Annotated in this window: 12 protein-coding genes; 6 read left to right on the plus strand and 6 right to left on the minus strand. The window is 37.1% G+C overall.

Annotated features, from left to right (window positions below):
- Nucleotides 1–441: P-loop NTPase family protein (locus F6K22_RS05140; RefSeq protein ID WP_293094128.1), on the plus strand; the 441-nt coding region annotated here is incomplete at its 5' end.
- A gap of 154 nt (nucleotides 442–595) precedes the next feature.
- On the opposite strand, the gene F6K22_RS05145 is transcribed toward F6K22_RS05140, so the two are convergent.
- Nucleotides 596–1,153 carry a DUF411 domain-containing protein gene (locus tag F6K22_RS05145; RefSeq protein WP_293094131.1) on the minus strand — a complete coding sequence of 186 codons (558 nt, stop codon included), beginning with the start codon at nucleotides 1,151–1,153 and terminating at the stop codon, nucleotides 596–598.
- 58 nt (nucleotides 1,154–1,211) lie between these two features.
- Nucleotides 1,212–2,660: a multicopper oxidase family protein gene (locus F6K22_RS05150; RefSeq protein WP_293094133.1), complete on the minus strand. Its 1,449-nt coding sequence runs from the start codon at nucleotides 2,658–2,660 to the stop codon at nucleotides 1,212–1,214.
- Between the two features lie 421 nt (nucleotides 2,661–3,081).
- Between F6K22_RS05150 and F6K22_RS05155 the strand changes: the two genes are divergently transcribed.
- Together F6K22_RS05155 and F6K22_RS05160 are read left to right on the plus strand one after the other, a co-directional pair.
- Nucleotides 3,082–3,219 carry a hypothetical protein gene (locus tag F6K22_RS05155; protein ID WP_293094136.1) on the plus strand — a complete coding sequence of 46 codons (138 nt, stop codon included), beginning with the start codon at nucleotides 3,082–3,084 and terminating at the stop codon, nucleotides 3,217–3,219.
- Nucleotides 3,220–3,277: 58 nt separating this feature from the next.
- On the plus strand, nucleotides 3,278–3,727 hold the full coding sequence (locus F6K22_RS05160; RefSeq protein WP_293094139.1) for a P-loop NTPase family protein: 450 nt from the start codon (nucleotides 3,278–3,280) through the stop codon (nucleotides 3,725–3,727).
- A gap of 256 nt (nucleotides 3,728–3,983) precedes the next feature.
- Here F6K22_RS05160 and F6K22_RS05165 read toward each other — a convergent pair whose 3' ends face one another.
- The 3 genes from F6K22_RS05165 to F6K22_RS05175 form a co-directional block, all read right to left on the minus strand.
- On the minus strand, nucleotides 3,984–4,136 hold the full coding sequence (locus F6K22_RS05165) for a hypothetical protein (RefSeq protein WP_293094142.1): 153 nt from the start codon (nucleotides 4,134–4,136) through the stop codon (nucleotides 3,984–3,986).
- Nucleotides 4,137–4,363: 227 nt separating this feature from the next.
- Nucleotides 4,364–4,768 (minus strand): Uma2 family endonuclease, encoded by a 405-nt coding sequence (locus tag F6K22_RS05170; protein ID WP_293094144.1) that lies wholly within the window; start codon nucleotides 4,766–4,768, stop codon nucleotides 4,364–4,366.
- Between the two features lie 1,335 nt (nucleotides 4,769–6,103).
- Nucleotides 6,104–8,128 carry a mechanosensitive ion channel family protein gene (locus F6K22_RS05175; RefSeq protein ID WP_293094146.1) on the minus strand — a complete coding sequence of 675 codons (2,025 nt, stop codon included), beginning with the start codon at nucleotides 8,126–8,128 and terminating at the stop codon, nucleotides 6,104–6,106.
- 454 nt (nucleotides 8,129–8,582) lie between these two features.
- Between F6K22_RS05175 and F6K22_RS05180 the strand changes: the two genes are divergently transcribed.
- A complete protein-coding gene (locus F6K22_RS05180; protein WP_293094148.1) occupies nucleotides 8,583–9,005 on the plus strand; it encodes a CAAD domain-containing protein in 423 nt (140 codons plus the stop codon).
- A 220-nt stretch (nucleotides 9,006–9,225) separates the two neighbouring features.
- Here F6K22_RS05180 and aroA read toward each other — a convergent pair whose 3' ends face one another.
- Entirely contained in the window at nucleotides 9,226–10,572 is a 1,347-nt protein-coding gene (gene aroA / locus F6K22_RS05185; RefSeq protein ID WP_293094151.1) for a 3-phosphoshikimate 1-carboxyvinyltransferase, read from the minus strand.
- Between the two features lie 2,091 nt (nucleotides 10,573–12,663).
- On the opposite strand from aroA, the gene F6K22_RS05190 reads away from it, so the two are divergent.
- Both F6K22_RS05190 and F6K22_RS05195 read left to right on the plus strand, forming a co-directional pair.
- Nucleotides 12,664–13,152 (plus strand): hypothetical protein, encoded by a 489-nt coding sequence (locus tag F6K22_RS05190; protein WP_293094154.1) that lies wholly within the window; start codon nucleotides 12,664–12,666, stop codon nucleotides 13,150–13,152.
- An 877-nt stretch (nucleotides 13,153–14,029) separates the two neighbouring features.
- Nucleotides 14,030–14,332 carry a hypothetical protein gene (locus tag F6K22_RS05195; protein ID WP_293094158.1) on the plus strand — a complete coding sequence of 101 codons (303 nt, stop codon included), beginning with the start codon at nucleotides 14,030–14,032 and terminating at the stop codon, nucleotides 14,330–14,332.
- Nucleotides 14,333–14,677: the final 345 nt, after the last annotated feature.

Raw genomic sequence — 14,677 nt, forward strand, 5'->3', positions numbered from 1 at the left:
AAATATCGCTCAGGAGGTACAGAAGTTCCAGATAGTGAATATAAAAGTACTCACGACGAAATCTTAGCTAGTGACAAATGGGTGATTGACGGATTTGGTTCCATGGAAACCCTGTGGTCTAGGTTAAACGAAGCAGATACCCTAATTTACATCGACCTACCTTTACCCCTTCACTGTTGGTGGGTGACAAAACGGTTTTTAACAAGTTTTTTTGTCCCTCCCGATGGGTGGCCAGAACGTAGTCCACTATTAAAAAGTTCTATGAATAGCTACCGTAATCTCTGGTTATGTCATAAATATCTGACCCCAAAGTATCGAGATTATGTTGAGCAAACTCAAAACAGTAAGTGTGTCTATCACCTCAAATCAACTGAACAGATTGCAGATTTTTTGCAGTTAATTGAAACTAAGACTATGCAAATAGAGCCTGGACATTTATAAATGCTCAAACTCAGTCAGGGATTAATTCTGACTTCTGAGTTATGACTTACAGCGCTTTTCAGATTGATGACCTCACCTCACAAGCAAAACCCAGTAGGGACGTTCCATGGAACGTCCCTACTGTGGTCTACCGGAATGAAAACTGCTGTGTATTCTAGAATTTATAAAAATTAAAAACTCTAGTCTGACCATCTTTTTCAAAGGCAAACACATCAAAAGATTGTTTGCGATCGCCTATTTCCATCCCCGGAGTACCAATAGGCATTCCAGGAACACTAATTCCAGCAATATCTGGTTTCTGGGCAATTAAACGTTTAACATCTGCCACCGGAATGTGACCTTCTACAAGATAACCCGCAATTTCACTTGTGTGGCAAGATGTCAAATCTGAAGGCAAATTATATTTCTGGCGAATAGTTTGAATTTCTGACTCAGGTTTAACAATATCAGTTACTTGAAAGCCATTTTGCTTGATATGTTCCACCCAACCCTTGCAACATCCGCAAGTAGGAGTACGGTAGACAGCGATATTAAGTTCTTGTGGTGCTAAGTATGTTGTAGTTGAAGCAGAATTTGCCACGGTATTAGTTGTTGTACTCAAGGTAGGATTTTCTGGCAAACTGACAAAAAACCAATATGCGGTGCCTAAAACTCCAGCAACTGCAACACCAGCAATTAGAGACTGCATCCAATTAGAGAAAAATTTTTTCATAACTATTACCTCAAATAATCTATATTGTTAATCATAAACTCTCCAGTCGAGTGGAAAGTCAAGCCTTAATTTCTAAATTTCCCATCATTCCCAAATCTTCGTGGTCAAGAATATGACAATGATAAACAGTCTTTCCAGCAAAATCTCGTAATGGAATCCGAATTAAAACTGTTTCCCCTGGTCTAACCAACACCACATCTTTCCAGGCACGATAGGGTTCTGGTTTACCATTCCGACTCAAAACTTGAAAAGCATTAGCATGAACATGAAAGGGATGATGGATCATCCCTGTATTAATTAATTCCCAGTCTTCAACCGTATTTAGCTGAACTTGAGTATCAATTCTTTTTGATTGATATGACTCACCATTAAATAAAAATGCCATTCCTTGATCGGGTATCATGCCATGATTCATCTGAAAACGACGTACTTTTTCAGGTTTTGGCAATGCTGGAACTGGGATTAGTTTTGTTGGCAACGGTACAGCAGTAACCTTTGTTTCATAACTCACTGTTGCTAAAACTTGCGGTTGACTTTCAGGAATATTTTTCCCCATCATCCCTCTACCCATCATACCCATACCCACTCGTTCGTAAGGCAAATTCAACAAGCGATATTTTCCTGGTTCTCGGTTAGCTTGGATTAATACATCTGCACGTTCTCCAGGAGTCAGTAACAGTTCTGACATTTCTACAGGTTCAGCTAATGCACCTCCATCAGTAGCGATGAGATAAAATGAGTGTTCTTCTAGAGACAAATGATAAAACCGGGAAGTTGAAGCATTTAAAATTCGTAGTCGTAATAAACCTTGAGCAGGAATGGCAAAATTAGGGTTAAACTTACCGTTAGCAGTAATCAAATTTCCTTCTCTTCCAGTCATTATTGAGAGTTCCTGGGATGGGAGCATATTTCCTTGTTCGTCTAGGGCAAAATCTTGCAACACTAAAAATTGTTCTGAAGCAGCTTTCACTTCGGGAATTTCATCCAACTCTCCCCGAACAATAAATAATCCCGCTAACCCCCCAAATAATTGTTCTGCTACTAAACCATGCAGATGTGGATGATACCAGAACATTCCAGCAGGATGATTTTCTGGAATTTGGAATTGATATGTGAAGCGATCGCCAGGTGGAATATGAAGAAATACGTTATCGGCGTTTCCAGTAATGGGAATGTGCAAACCGTGATAATGAAGATTTGTAGGTTGGGGTAAATTGTTAGTGAAATTAATCCTAATAGTATCTCCTGGTTTTGCTTCTAGTCTTGGTCCCGGAATTTGTCCGTTATAATTCAGTAGAGAAGCTTGTTTATTTCCCAGATTTATTTGATTAAAATTAGCTGTTAAATCAAGTTCTAAAATTCCATCTTGGCTCTGATTAATTTGAGGATAGGATGAAAAATTTTGTTTTTTCTCTTGAGTATTGACTATGCTACATTGAGCCATTAAACTAGCTATCGCACTACTAGAACTGAGGATTAAAAATTTTCGGCGATTAATTTGTTTCATAATTAATATTTTTTTTATTTCATATTTTTATAAATTAGTTTATCTACTATGTATAACATAAGATTATGAAGTCAAGGTGAATTTTAATATAGAGGATTGACATCCTCCCAATGCTGCTCTCACAAGACAGCGCGAGATTCCGTAGCATTGCTAGTATAGGCTTTCTGGTTGATAATTACCTTATATTTATATCTCAAGCTTTCGCACAACAATAATTATAATATTCTCTGGTTAAGATAAATTTGTTAAACTTTAGTGTTTATAATACCTATTTTTGGGTTTCCTTAGTCAACCCAACCTACAAAATTCTAGTTTTTTATTGTCAGCATTTTTATGAAAAAAGTAGCCGTATTTGGTAATGCAGGTGGTGGTAAGTCAACCCTGAGCAAGAAATTAGCAGCAATAACTAATCTCCCCCTCTATGTCTTATACCATTTCTCAAAAATCTTGCTATACCTTATTGGGTGGGGAAGTGTGGGGAGTGTGGGAGGTGGGGGGAGAGGTAAAAGTAGGAATAATCTACACTAACCGACTAATAATTGTCAAAAACAGACTTTGAATCTTGGTAAATATTTGACTATTGAAGTATAGCTGAAGTATAGCATTACTTTTGGTAATTGGTATTAGACAAAATTAAATATCGCTCAGGAGGTACAGAAGTTCCAGATAGTGAATATAAAAGTACTCACGACGAAATCTTAGCTAGTGACAAATGGGTGATTGACGGATTTGGTTCCATGGAAACCCTGTGGTCTAGGTTAAACGAAGCAGATACCCTAATTTACATCGACCTACCTTTACCCCTTCACTGTTGGTGGGTGACAAAACGGTTTTTAACGGGTTTTTTTGTTCCTCCCGATGGGTGGCCGGAACGTAGTCCACTATTAAAAAGTTCTATGAATAGCTACCGTAATCTCTGGTTATGTCATAAATATCTGACCCCAAAGTATCGAGATTATGTTGAGCAAACTCAAAACAGTAAATGTGTCTATCACCTCAAATCAACTCAACAAATTGCAGAATTTTTGAAGTTAATTGAAACTGAGACAAGCTCCGACAATAAATAATATAATTATGATTTATATCATGTTCTGATAATCAGTTATATGATGTCCGGTTGAATACTTATGAATAAGCATGAAGGAGTCAGGATTCAGGAGTCAGGAGGGAAGAATAAGGAAAAAGAGAAGAAAGTTTTTTATAACTAATTAAACGGACATGATTTTATAAAAAAATATTCTGGTAGGAATGTTTCATACAACTTCCCTACAAAGAAAGGAAACTAACATACTATTACTAGACGATCGCCTACTTTATTAATAACTACAAAAGTTCATCAGGGTTAATACCTCTTTCCCTGATAATTTCTGCTAGTCTATCAGCACATTGTTTTTCTTGCTCTGCTCGTATGTGTTCATTTTCAGCATGTTCATCTCCTGTCAATAAAATATTTCCCAACTTATCGCACCAACGCAACCAATCATATTTTTTGCCTTCAAAAACACCATGCTAAATAGTTAAACCTAATCCCACTTGTGGTAAAAATAAACTATCTAATTCTAGATAACGATTACCTCTTCAACAATTAATAATTAATAATTAATAATTAATAATTAATTATTACCTCTTCTTGAAAAGGAGAGGATTGACTAATCATGAAAATTTTTTCTTGTTTCTCCACGGCGAGTGAGAGGCTTTAAACCTTAATTATTCGGTAATTCATAAACTCGTAAAATAGTTTCCAAAAGCTGTTTTAGTTGGTCAAAAACCACATAGTAGCCAACCCCAACCACTGCAGAATCTTCCAACTTACTTCCTAATTCATTCCCAATTTTATGAGAAACAATTTCAATCGCTACTTCTGGAGGTTTACCAAAATTCCAAACAAAATAAGAATGATTCCTTTTCTCACTCCAATCTTTCGGTATTTGTACTCGCAAACTGAGCCAAATATCCGGTACGAGTGGAGGTATTTTTTCACCGTCAAAAATTCCGACATTACCAGTAGCTAAAAATGGTGAACCGGTTGTGAAATAACGTAAGCATTCAGCCGTCAGCCAGCCTCTTTTAGAGGAGCTGCGCTTTTCATGTCGCGTTTGCGTTAGCATTCCGTAGGAAAGCGAAACAGCTAGCCTCCTGCGGAGGAACTTCGTTAACAGCTATTAGTTATTAACTCATTATTACACCGAAGGATAAATTAGTCTTCAAAGAGAATTAAAATTTATAAAGAAAGAGGTCATTAGCAGTCTGGTGAAGTAGTTGCTTGATTTTTTCACTCATCTGAATGCTAATAGCTGAATGCTTACGAAATAACTGTATAAAGTAGTAGTTAAAAGTCGTTGTTATTTCTCAGTAATTAAATTATCCACCGGGGTATCATCTTCAGTAATAATCTGACTATAATCTGGAGCTATAAATTCAAAATATTCTCGTTGATTTTTGCTAAAATTTTGGGGATTTGATTGGGATTAAATATTTACTGGTATATTTGATGTAGATATAATTTTTTTTCCAGCGTTGCTGAATAAATGTATAATTTCACAGTCTTCAGGAGTCAGTCCTCAGGAGTCAGGAGGTGCGGAGTCAGGAGTTAAAAAGGAGTTTTTCGGTAACTAAATAAGAAGAAATAGGTATAATTTGCACTATTGTTTTGGCTGAAAATTTACAATTAGTTTAATTTCATACCGTGTTTCAGCAACCCCACTGTTCCCTCCATACCTTTTCCCTGTTCCCTATTACCTATAAACTTACTTTCATACCTTAATTCAACAATGCCTTTTTTCCGATATCATTTCAAGTCAATCTCCGGAAACAAGAATCAATTCTATTATATTCCTTTCTGTTTCAGTTGACACCTTTGCCGATTGTTTTGAGCAAGATACTTGCAGTATTAAATTATATGAAATACAAAAAACTGTGCTACTTACCGAACTCTTAAGGTATAAAGCCTCTCCATTCATGGAGAAAAAAGCGGTTGAGGGATGGCGAGGTTTCCTCGCTGGCCTCCAATCGACCAAGAGAGCGGTTGTTTGCGGAGCATGACCTTAGGATGGGATGGGGAGGTCTCCGTTCCCTCCGGGACGCTACGCGTTAGTGAAGCTTTGCGCTAGCAAACGCTGGCCTCCAATCAACCAAGAGAAGAAAAAAAAATCCTTGAATGTCAATCCTATCCGTTATAAGAAGAGGTAATTATTAATTATTAATTATTAATTATTAATTGTTGAAGAATCTCCCAATCTCCCAATCTCCCCATCAATCTTTGGTAGCCAAAATTAACGTATTTCATATTATTAAATCAAATCTGGTTAATTCCGTATAAAAAAAATTTCCATCTTCAGTTATTGCCAAATATTTCTAAATTCTCTTCCCTCCGCAACTTCTGACTCCTTATCTAATTACACCAATGCTACCGGATTTGATATTAATCTCTGGGTAAAAAAAAACTATAACTTAGAGTCTTTTTTTGACTGAAAATTGACGAATAGTTGATTATTATTATCTGCTTGGGAAGGCTCAACAACAGAAATGTGATGATAGGGAATACCCAAGGAAATTCCTGCTTCATCAAAAGCTTTTTTCACTCGCCGACGAAATTCTCGACCTAGTGGCCAATGTTTGGCTGGTGGAGTTTTTATCAACAAATGAATCAAAATTCCTTCATGGGATAGCTCATCAACACCTAACACTTCCACGGGTGCAAGGAAATGTTCTCTCCACTGTTCTTCACTGTGCAATTGATTTGCTACTTGAGTCATCACTTCAATAGCTCGATCGACATCTTCATTCCAAGCAATTTTAATCATAAAATTAACCCTTGACCAGTTTTTAGTCATATTAATCACAGAGTCGATCCCACGATTAGGAATAGCAATTAATTGTCCGTCTAAATTGCGTAGAGAAGTAATAAATAAATTAATATCCTCTACAAACCCTGACATTCCTCCACCAACATCAATGACATCCCCAATAGCATAACGGTCAGTGGATAAAATCAAGATTCCATTGAGCAGGTCTTCAAGTATACTGCGGGAAAGAAAAGCTACAGCAACAGCAAAAAAACCTGCACTAGCTAATACTGCCAGATTAACTCCTAGTAAGAAGAGACTCAAGTAAATACCAAAGAAAATTGTAAAAAAGCTAATGGCTTTCTTGAGCGTCTTAGAATAAGTATCAACTCTGAGAGTATAGCGATTAGATGTCGGATACAGAAGTTGTCCTTCAGTTGCCCAACGATTGAGGATAAAATCAATAATAATACCTCCCAGTTTATCGATCAAGCTCAACCCTAACCACAAATTAATTAAAATCACCATTTGGTCGAAAAGATAGATGGAAAGAAAGCGAGTTTGGCGAAATGTAAAAAAAATTCCAATTAGCCCCAGAGATAGGAACAAGAATTGAAAAATCAACATCAGTCTCAGAAACAATTGATAGAGATTTTGTCTTTGTTGAATCAGATTTTGAAGTTGCAAAAAAAACTTTGCCTGAGAAATAGAAGTTTCAAAAGCTAGTACCTTAGTTTTTCTAGCTAAACGCCGAATAAAATTGAATATATTTTTCTGTGACGACGGGAGTGGAGCAATTTCCATAGAAGGTTGAACTGAAACATTATCTTGCCTAACTATCTCCTTTTCTGGTTTTATTGTCTCTGAGGGTTCTTCTGTGTTACTTATATTCTCTTCTATACTGTTAACTTCAGGCTCAATGACAGTATTTGCCTCAGTTTTAATCGCTATACTTTCGGTTAGTTGGCTAAGTTGTCGTCGCAATTGATTGTTGTGTTGTATCAGGAAATTGCGAATTAAATGACTCAACCAAATAAATGCTAATATTAGCAAAATAATTGCAACAGAGATTTTTGCTCGCCACCCAGGATGCTGTAAATATAATTCATGTCCCCAGAGGACATAACTGAAAGAGCTACGAATGTTGTTACGCCAAATCTGAGCTAATTCTTCAAATTTTTTTCCATTTGCCTGACCATCCAGACGAGTGACGGTGACAATTGTTTGTGCAGTTATGCCTAATTCAGGTTGGTCTGGTAAATAGATAACAGTCTGTTGATTTTCAGTACCGACTTCTACTTTAGGAGTCAAAGGATGCAAGGTTTTTTCTGTTGTAGGTAGCCAAAATTCCCAATCTGGTCTATATGGAACTTCTGACTCTGTTTGCTGATTGATAATAGAGTTAATAATTTGTTTAAATATTCTTACAACTAATTGCGATCGCTGCTCTAATTGTTGGACAATTTCCACATTCGATCTATTGATGTTTTGAGCTGCAGCTAAAGTTAACTCTCCTCTTAATCCTTGCTTTACGTCACCGTCAATGAAATAAACTTGACTACACCAAAATTTACCACAACGAAAGGCTTGATTTAAGTCCCAAGGGTTAGATGTAACTTGAGGATTTTGGCTATCACTTCCACCGACCCATAGGGGGATTTGTCCTGAAGTTTTATGACACAAAGTTAAGCTTAAGGTTAAGCTGAGAATGCTAACTATAATAAATTTGATAGTTTGTTTTAAACTTTTGAAATTCTTATTCCTAACTATCACCAAAATATTACAACTTAAATAGGATTGCTATGTTAATTCAGATTGTGGCCTGAAACTTTAATAAGACATTTTACCACAAAAATTCAGGAAAATATTGATAATTATTTCAATTTTAAATAAATTGTGAATATTCGAGTTGAAGGGATTATTTAAGATTTGTGGAAATTAGTTATTAATAACTATATATGCCTAGTCTGTATATTATCATCATTCTTGCAATGTCAGGTTTTCCTGGCTTAGGCTTATGTTTGAAGATAACTTGAGAGGTAAAGTGGGTATGTCCTGTAAAATTCTGGACTATTGACCTAGACAACTTCAATCTTTGTCATAACTAATTTATTAACTTAAGTAAAGGAGCATTCTCATGGAACAGAAGCAAGATACTAAACAGCAAGTAGGAGTAAACCCTACAGAAGCGGGTTCTCTAGCTAAAGTACCAAATTCACAAGAAACATCCGATCAGTTTCAAGATATTAAGAACCAAGTTTTGGAGATATTATCAGAACTGCCAGCAATTATTACTGGCTTTTTTGGACAATATCAAAAGCCAATTGTTACTCTCGGTCTAATTCTGGCAGTCATTATTACCCTGAAAGTAATGTTGGCAGTAGTTGAATCATTAAATGATATTCCACTACTAGCTCCAACTTTTGAGTTAATTGGTATTATCTATTCAGGCTGGTTTGTATATCGGTATCTACTTCGTGCTTCTAATCGCCAGGAGTTATCAGCAGAACTTCAAGCTTGGAAAGATCAACTACTAGGTGATAAGCCATCTGATAGTTAGGCATAGTTGAGCGGGGTTCAACACATAGGCATTTGTTAATTATCAAAAATTAACAAATGCCTAAAATTTTGGCAATATTTCACTTCTATTATTTTAAAGAAGCAGTCCGCGGGCAGCACTTAGCCATCACGAGGATTTTGAATTGAGAATTTAAAATGTAGAATTTAGAATTAAAGGTAAATTTACCAATTCAGGATTCAGAATTCAGAATTCTAAATTCTTAAGTACAGATTTGTTGTAGAGTCTTAGCAAAGTTTGGGTAAGAAATACTGGCAGCTTCAGCCTGATGAATGTTAGTAATCCCAGTAGCATTCAATGCAGCGATCGCCAAACTCATAGCTATTCGATGATCCCCATCACTTTCAACATCTGTACCAGTTATGGAAATACCACCAGTAATTTCCAAACCATCAGGTAGCTCAGTAACTCTGGCCCCCAGTTTTTGGAGCTGGGTGGCCATAACTGCTAGGCGATCGCTCTCTTTGACCCGCAACTCAGCAGCATCCCGAATCACAGTTGTCCCTTCAGCAAACATAGCAGCTACCGCCAGAATAGGAATTTCATCAATTAATCTGGGAATTATAGAACCAGAAATTTCGCAAGCTTTCAATGGACTGTAACGTACCCGTAAATCTGCTACAGGTTCTCCTGCCACAACTCGCTGATTTTCCTGTATAATATTTGCCTCCATTATTTCCAAGACTTCCAAGATACCTGTACGGGTAGGATTAACACCAACATTTTCAATTACTAATTCTGACCCAGGTACAATAGCTGCTGCGACTAACCAAAAAGCTGCGGAGCTAATATCACCAGGCACAACGACATCTTGGCCTTTAAGTTTAGCTGGACCTGTTACCGTCACACTATTTGTTTCTGGGTCAACTTGAATTTCCGCTCCAAAAGCTTTTAACATTCTTTCACTATGGTCTCGTGACAGAGCAGGTTCAGTTACCGTAGTTTTACCTTCTGTCATTAAACCAGCAAACAAAATACAAGATTTCACCTGGGCTGAAGCAATGGGAGAATGATAATGGATTGGTCGTAACTTTTGTCCCTGAATTGCTAGAGGTGCCAAGCTGTTCCCTTTTCTACCCCAAATTTGACCCCCCATTTGTGTGAGTGGCTGAATAACACGGGACATTGGACGTTGGACTAAGGAGCTATCTCCTGTAACAGTAAAGAAATGTTCGGGATGGGATGCCAAAATACCCAACATTAGTCGCATCGTAGTACCAGAATTACCACAGTCCAAAACACGAGATGGTTCTGTAAGATTACCTACCCCCACGCCATGGACTTCTACTAAGTCCGTATTAAGCTGAGAAATATTAGCACCAAGAAGAGAAAAACATCTAGCAGTGCTGCGGGGATCTTCTCCTAGGAGTAAACCTTGAATATTAGTTTGCCCTTGAGCGATCGCTCCTAGCATCAGAGCGCGATGAGAAATTGATTTATCTCCAGGAATTGAAATATTACCTTTGAGACATAGACCTGATTTTGGTCTTTGAATTATTAAAGTTTCCTGACTATTTGTAATTTTTGTACTAACAACAGCAGCTACCATAAAATCAACTATAACTTTGCACAGCGATAATATTATATAGATTGTGGCGAGTTAGTACAGTAGGCAATTTAAACTTAACTAATCCACTAAATAACTACTAATTTGCGAGAAAGGTAGTGAATATTTTTCTCCAACTGGTAACTTTTGAGAAAGAACTTAAAATACTTATTTCTTACACTCATCTATTCCATAACCGCAGCAGGGAATTAAATCCTAAAAAATATCTTTATCTATTGCAGCTTTGCTTTGGAAAAGAAGACTAAAGTCAAGCTGCCCATTCATGTCGAGTCAGAAAAGAACCATAATTAAATTAGAAGATATTATACACTAAATCAGTCTATTTTTTCTGCTTTCAGCAAAACTTTTTAGCGAACCCTAAAAAGTTTTGTGGTGAGGATAGGTAAGAGGCAACAGTTGATACCAAATCCGGTTTCTCAAGATATTTGATACTATAATTTAAGGTTAAGTTATCTCCCTAGGCATCTTACACCCTATTTCTTCATCTGGATAAAAAGATACCCTATAAACCAGATTTAGTAGTATAAGACTTGATTCCAAGCTCTATTTAGTTAAAAAATTGAAACAAAAGCAAAAAAAAATGCAACTAAACTCAATACATTTACTCATGTTTTGTAAATAACTATCTCTTGTGCCTAAGTATCTATTATGTGGTACGATAAAAATGTATAAAAATTCAGGATTTATGGCAAGAGCCAATATCTTGATAAAATTAAGGAGTCAGAAGTTCAGAATAAAATAATTGTCTATAGTCTTTTTTCTGTAACTACTATGTTGATAACTTATAAGCATTCAACCCTCAGGTAGTCTCTTACAGAGGAACTGCTTTATCAGCCGTTAGTTATTAAATCACTGTCTCGATCAGAGAAATTAGTATTGAGAGATTGAGCGATAATTAAAAGTATCAATAAAATTTAATAGCATAAGCATTGCTTCTCCTTAATACCAAATTGAAATGAAGCTGCAGGTGAATTAGATTGACAGAATAATTACCGTATATTAAAGACGGATAAATTAATGAATTTCATAATTCTTGCAGCCTCGCATAAAATTCGTAGAAAAAGCACCAGAACTGACCGCTAATAGCTCAATGCTTACGATAACTTTAATGTCTTCTTTGACAATTGATAATGAATGGTATCTGGCCTTTTTTACACCTTATTTTGTCATTTCAGTTAGCCTCTTACCTCCTCCGGAGGAGCTGCCTCTTGCAGAGGAGCTGCCTCTTGCTACGGTAGCTCTCGCTTTTCATGTCGGCGACAGCCGAAACGCTAACGCTAATATCAACAGTTAACAGTACCTCCTACGGAAGTAGGAAGTAAGAAAATAGTGAATTTTCTTTCTCTTGGTCGATTTGATATAGCGTTTAGTTAACGTAGTTGTGCGCTAGCTAAACGAGCGCTTTTTATCTCCTTTAAAGGGGAGGCTTGAGACCTGATTTTCTGGTCATACTTTTGTTGAGAATATTAACTTTATTTCCCGCTCTAAAGGTATTCTCAGAAAACACTCTTTAGACAGTAGCATAAGTCGGTTTATCAACAAAATATTACCTTATGTCTGCTAGAAACGAGGTAAATATTATGCAAAATTTGACAATAATTATACATCTCAAAAATTTCCTAACTGTAACAGTATTATAGGCAAGAAAAACTGATGAATAAAAACATAAATGTAGAAACTGTGATGATAATACTGCAAGAGATGTGGCAGTCACAAAAGTAATAAAAAATAGAAGATTAATCCCAGTAGGAGATACCTTTGAAGAAACAGCCTTGGTAAATTGTTTATAGAGGATTAGACAAAGAGGGTTTGTTTGACCTATTAAAGAATAAAAGAAGAATCTCGTGTTAAATTACTTCGTTCCTGTTAATAAGTTTTTGATTTAAGCCACCAGTATCATTGCAGTTAGCTTCCTAACGGAGGTACTGCGTTAACAGTACCGAGTGCTGAAACCAGAGGCAAGAAAATCCGAAATTTCCTTTTTTATCCCCTTAAAAAGGGAGGCTTAAGACCTTATTTCTTGCTCAAGAAAATAATAACTATTCAATCAACAATCACAACCAGAGAATATATATGCTAACTTATCAACGCAAACCTGTAAGTCTATCATTAATATCAACAGACTTACCAATTTGGTCTATGGTTGAAACTGCAGCCACTCTTTATCACAAAGACCGAGACCAATTCCATATATTATTGCATGAACCTACCATTAGGGACACAGAAATATCATCTATAGATGAATTACCCATATTGCCAAATGTTCCCAAACCAAGACTTTTGTGGTTAGAAGTTTCTCCGTCTCGAGTCATTATGACTATGCAAGGAAATGGCAAATATTGTTACCGCCATGTCTGGGAAAGAGGAGTTTATGGCATCTGTCGTTATTGGCTTCAAGACGATTCATTAAATTTACATTATCAGTTGCGACTGCGTAACTTTACCCGTAACTTACTTGTTCAGGGAAGACCAATTCCAGATTATCTACGCCTAGAATATGAACTATGGTCTCAACAGTTACGCATGGGACATTATGTACTAGAGCTAGAAATTCATCACTAATTAAGAAGGCGCAAAAAAACCTCAGTATGTAAAAAAAAGTAAAGATTAATGCCAATCAATCAGCAATTTGCTAATATGAACACAGTCGATGGGGCTGACAGTTACTAGGGGTAGGGGTCGGATAAATTTAAGAAATGCGGTCGGCTCTACCGTGAATGCCTGTAGATGAGTAGCCGCCGACGGCCTCAGTAGAAGTAAGGGACGTTGGATGTAATGTGCGTAAATATCATATTGTCACGTTATGTGACGCTTTGTATCAGTTTTACAGAGCAGCCCTTTAGGATAGCTGACCATTAACTGTGAAGTTGAGCGCGACGTGTTGGCGACCTATGTCAGATTAGTGGTGTATTGTGGAGCGACCATAAGGCTGGAAAAAGATTTTGCCTTGTAGACAAGTATGGATGAAGCAGAAACCGCGTGACCTGAGATTGGGGAATCCCGCTTTTTCACTCAAGTAAAAAAAAATAAGTTTGATCGGGAGTAGTGGTAATTCGACCTGTGTGTACATTGACAACAACATAGAGTATGAGGTCAACCTGTAAAACTAAATAAATCAGTAGCTTGAGTTCCAAGCGATTTTAAGCCTGCTCTCGAAGATCAGTTACAGACTGCCGTCAGTGGTATATGCGTGAAACATGAACTGAGCTGCCAGAGCAGCATGCAATTCCGGTATGGGTAAGTTTGGGTAAGTTTAGTAGAACGGTTCGATTCATAATTCCTATTTAAACCCGTGAAAAGGTAAGACTCTATTCAAGAGGTTTCTCAACCCCCGTTATACCCCTAGCGGTTAATCGTGGGATAATGTCAAATAGCGAAAAACTAAAGACATTACCCCATAGTAAATAATATAATGCCTAGATAAGATTGAGGTGAAAAAATGCCAGAAGAAATTCAAATAATGGATCCGGATGGTACTGAAAGTGCAAGCACTGGGTCTGCTGGCCAAGCAGAACAGCCAACTACAGATATGACGATCCGTGCATTAAGTGCTGTGGAAGCCGAGCGGTTGAGTTTGGAGCAGCTTGAAGCGAGAGAAGCTGGGTATGGAACACGGAAACCCATGGGACCGCCCTTAATTGATGAGCCAGAGGGGGCTGGAGAAGAAATGCTGGCTAGAGGAGCAGCGGAGACTGAAGATGTTGAGGCTATGGATCCGATGGAAGTTGAAGGGGGAGAGTAATCTTAAAAATCTGGGTATTTGGTACGCAAGTGGCGTCCCCAACGCCTAAAAGAATTGTCGGTTGAAATACTTAGCTAAAATGGTTCGATTGATTTTTGAGTAAAAATCTCGAGCTAAGTGAGTTGTGTGATTTTTCAGAGCAATATTTTAGGTGTATTCCCAGTGGGTAAGTTTTTGTATCTTAAATACGACTGCCACTTGAGGATTATTAACCTTTCAGAGCTGATTCATTAAGAAAATCTAAAGAAAGCTACATAAGAGTGAAACATAGTTTTATGATCAATGATATTGTGGATATAATTGTGACTAATAAGCCGTATACCTGCGCTCGCTAACCCTCAACGT

This window comes from Okeania sp. SIO2F4 (genome assembly GCF_010672385.1).
Lineage (GTDB): Bacteria > Cyanobacteriota > Cyanobacteriia > Cyanobacteriales > Microcoleaceae > Trichodesmium.

Coding starts and splice junctions, on each gene's coding strand:
- F6K22_RS05195 (WP_293094158.1), top strand. CDS start 14,030: ATGCCAGAAGAAATTCAAATAATGGATCCGGATGGTACTGAAAGTGCA.
- aroA (WP_293094151.1), bottom strand. CDS start 10,572: ATGGTAGCTGCTGTTGTTAGTACAAAAATTACAAATAGTCAGGAAACT.
- F6K22_RS05180 (WP_293094148.1), top strand. CDS start 8,583: ATGGAACAGAAGCAAGATACTAAACAGCAAGTAGGAGTAAACCCTACA.
- F6K22_RS05170 (WP_293094144.1), bottom strand. CDS start 4,768: ATGCTAACGCAAACGCGACATGAAAAGCGCAGCTCCTCTAAAAGAGGC.
- F6K22_RS05190 (WP_293094154.1), top strand. CDS start 12,664: ATGCTAACTTATCAACGCAAACCTGTAAGTCTATCATTAATATCAACA.
- F6K22_RS05155 (WP_293094136.1), top strand. CDS start 3,082: ATGTCTTATACCATTTCTCAAAAATCTTGCTATACCTTATTGGGTGGG.
- F6K22_RS05145 (WP_293094131.1), bottom strand. CDS start 1,153: ATGAAAAAATTTTTCTCTAATTGGATGCAGTCTCTAATTGCTGGTGTT.
- F6K22_RS05150 (WP_293094133.1), bottom strand. CDS start 2,660: ATGAAACAAATTAATCGCCGAAAATTTTTAATCCTCAGTTCTAGTAGT.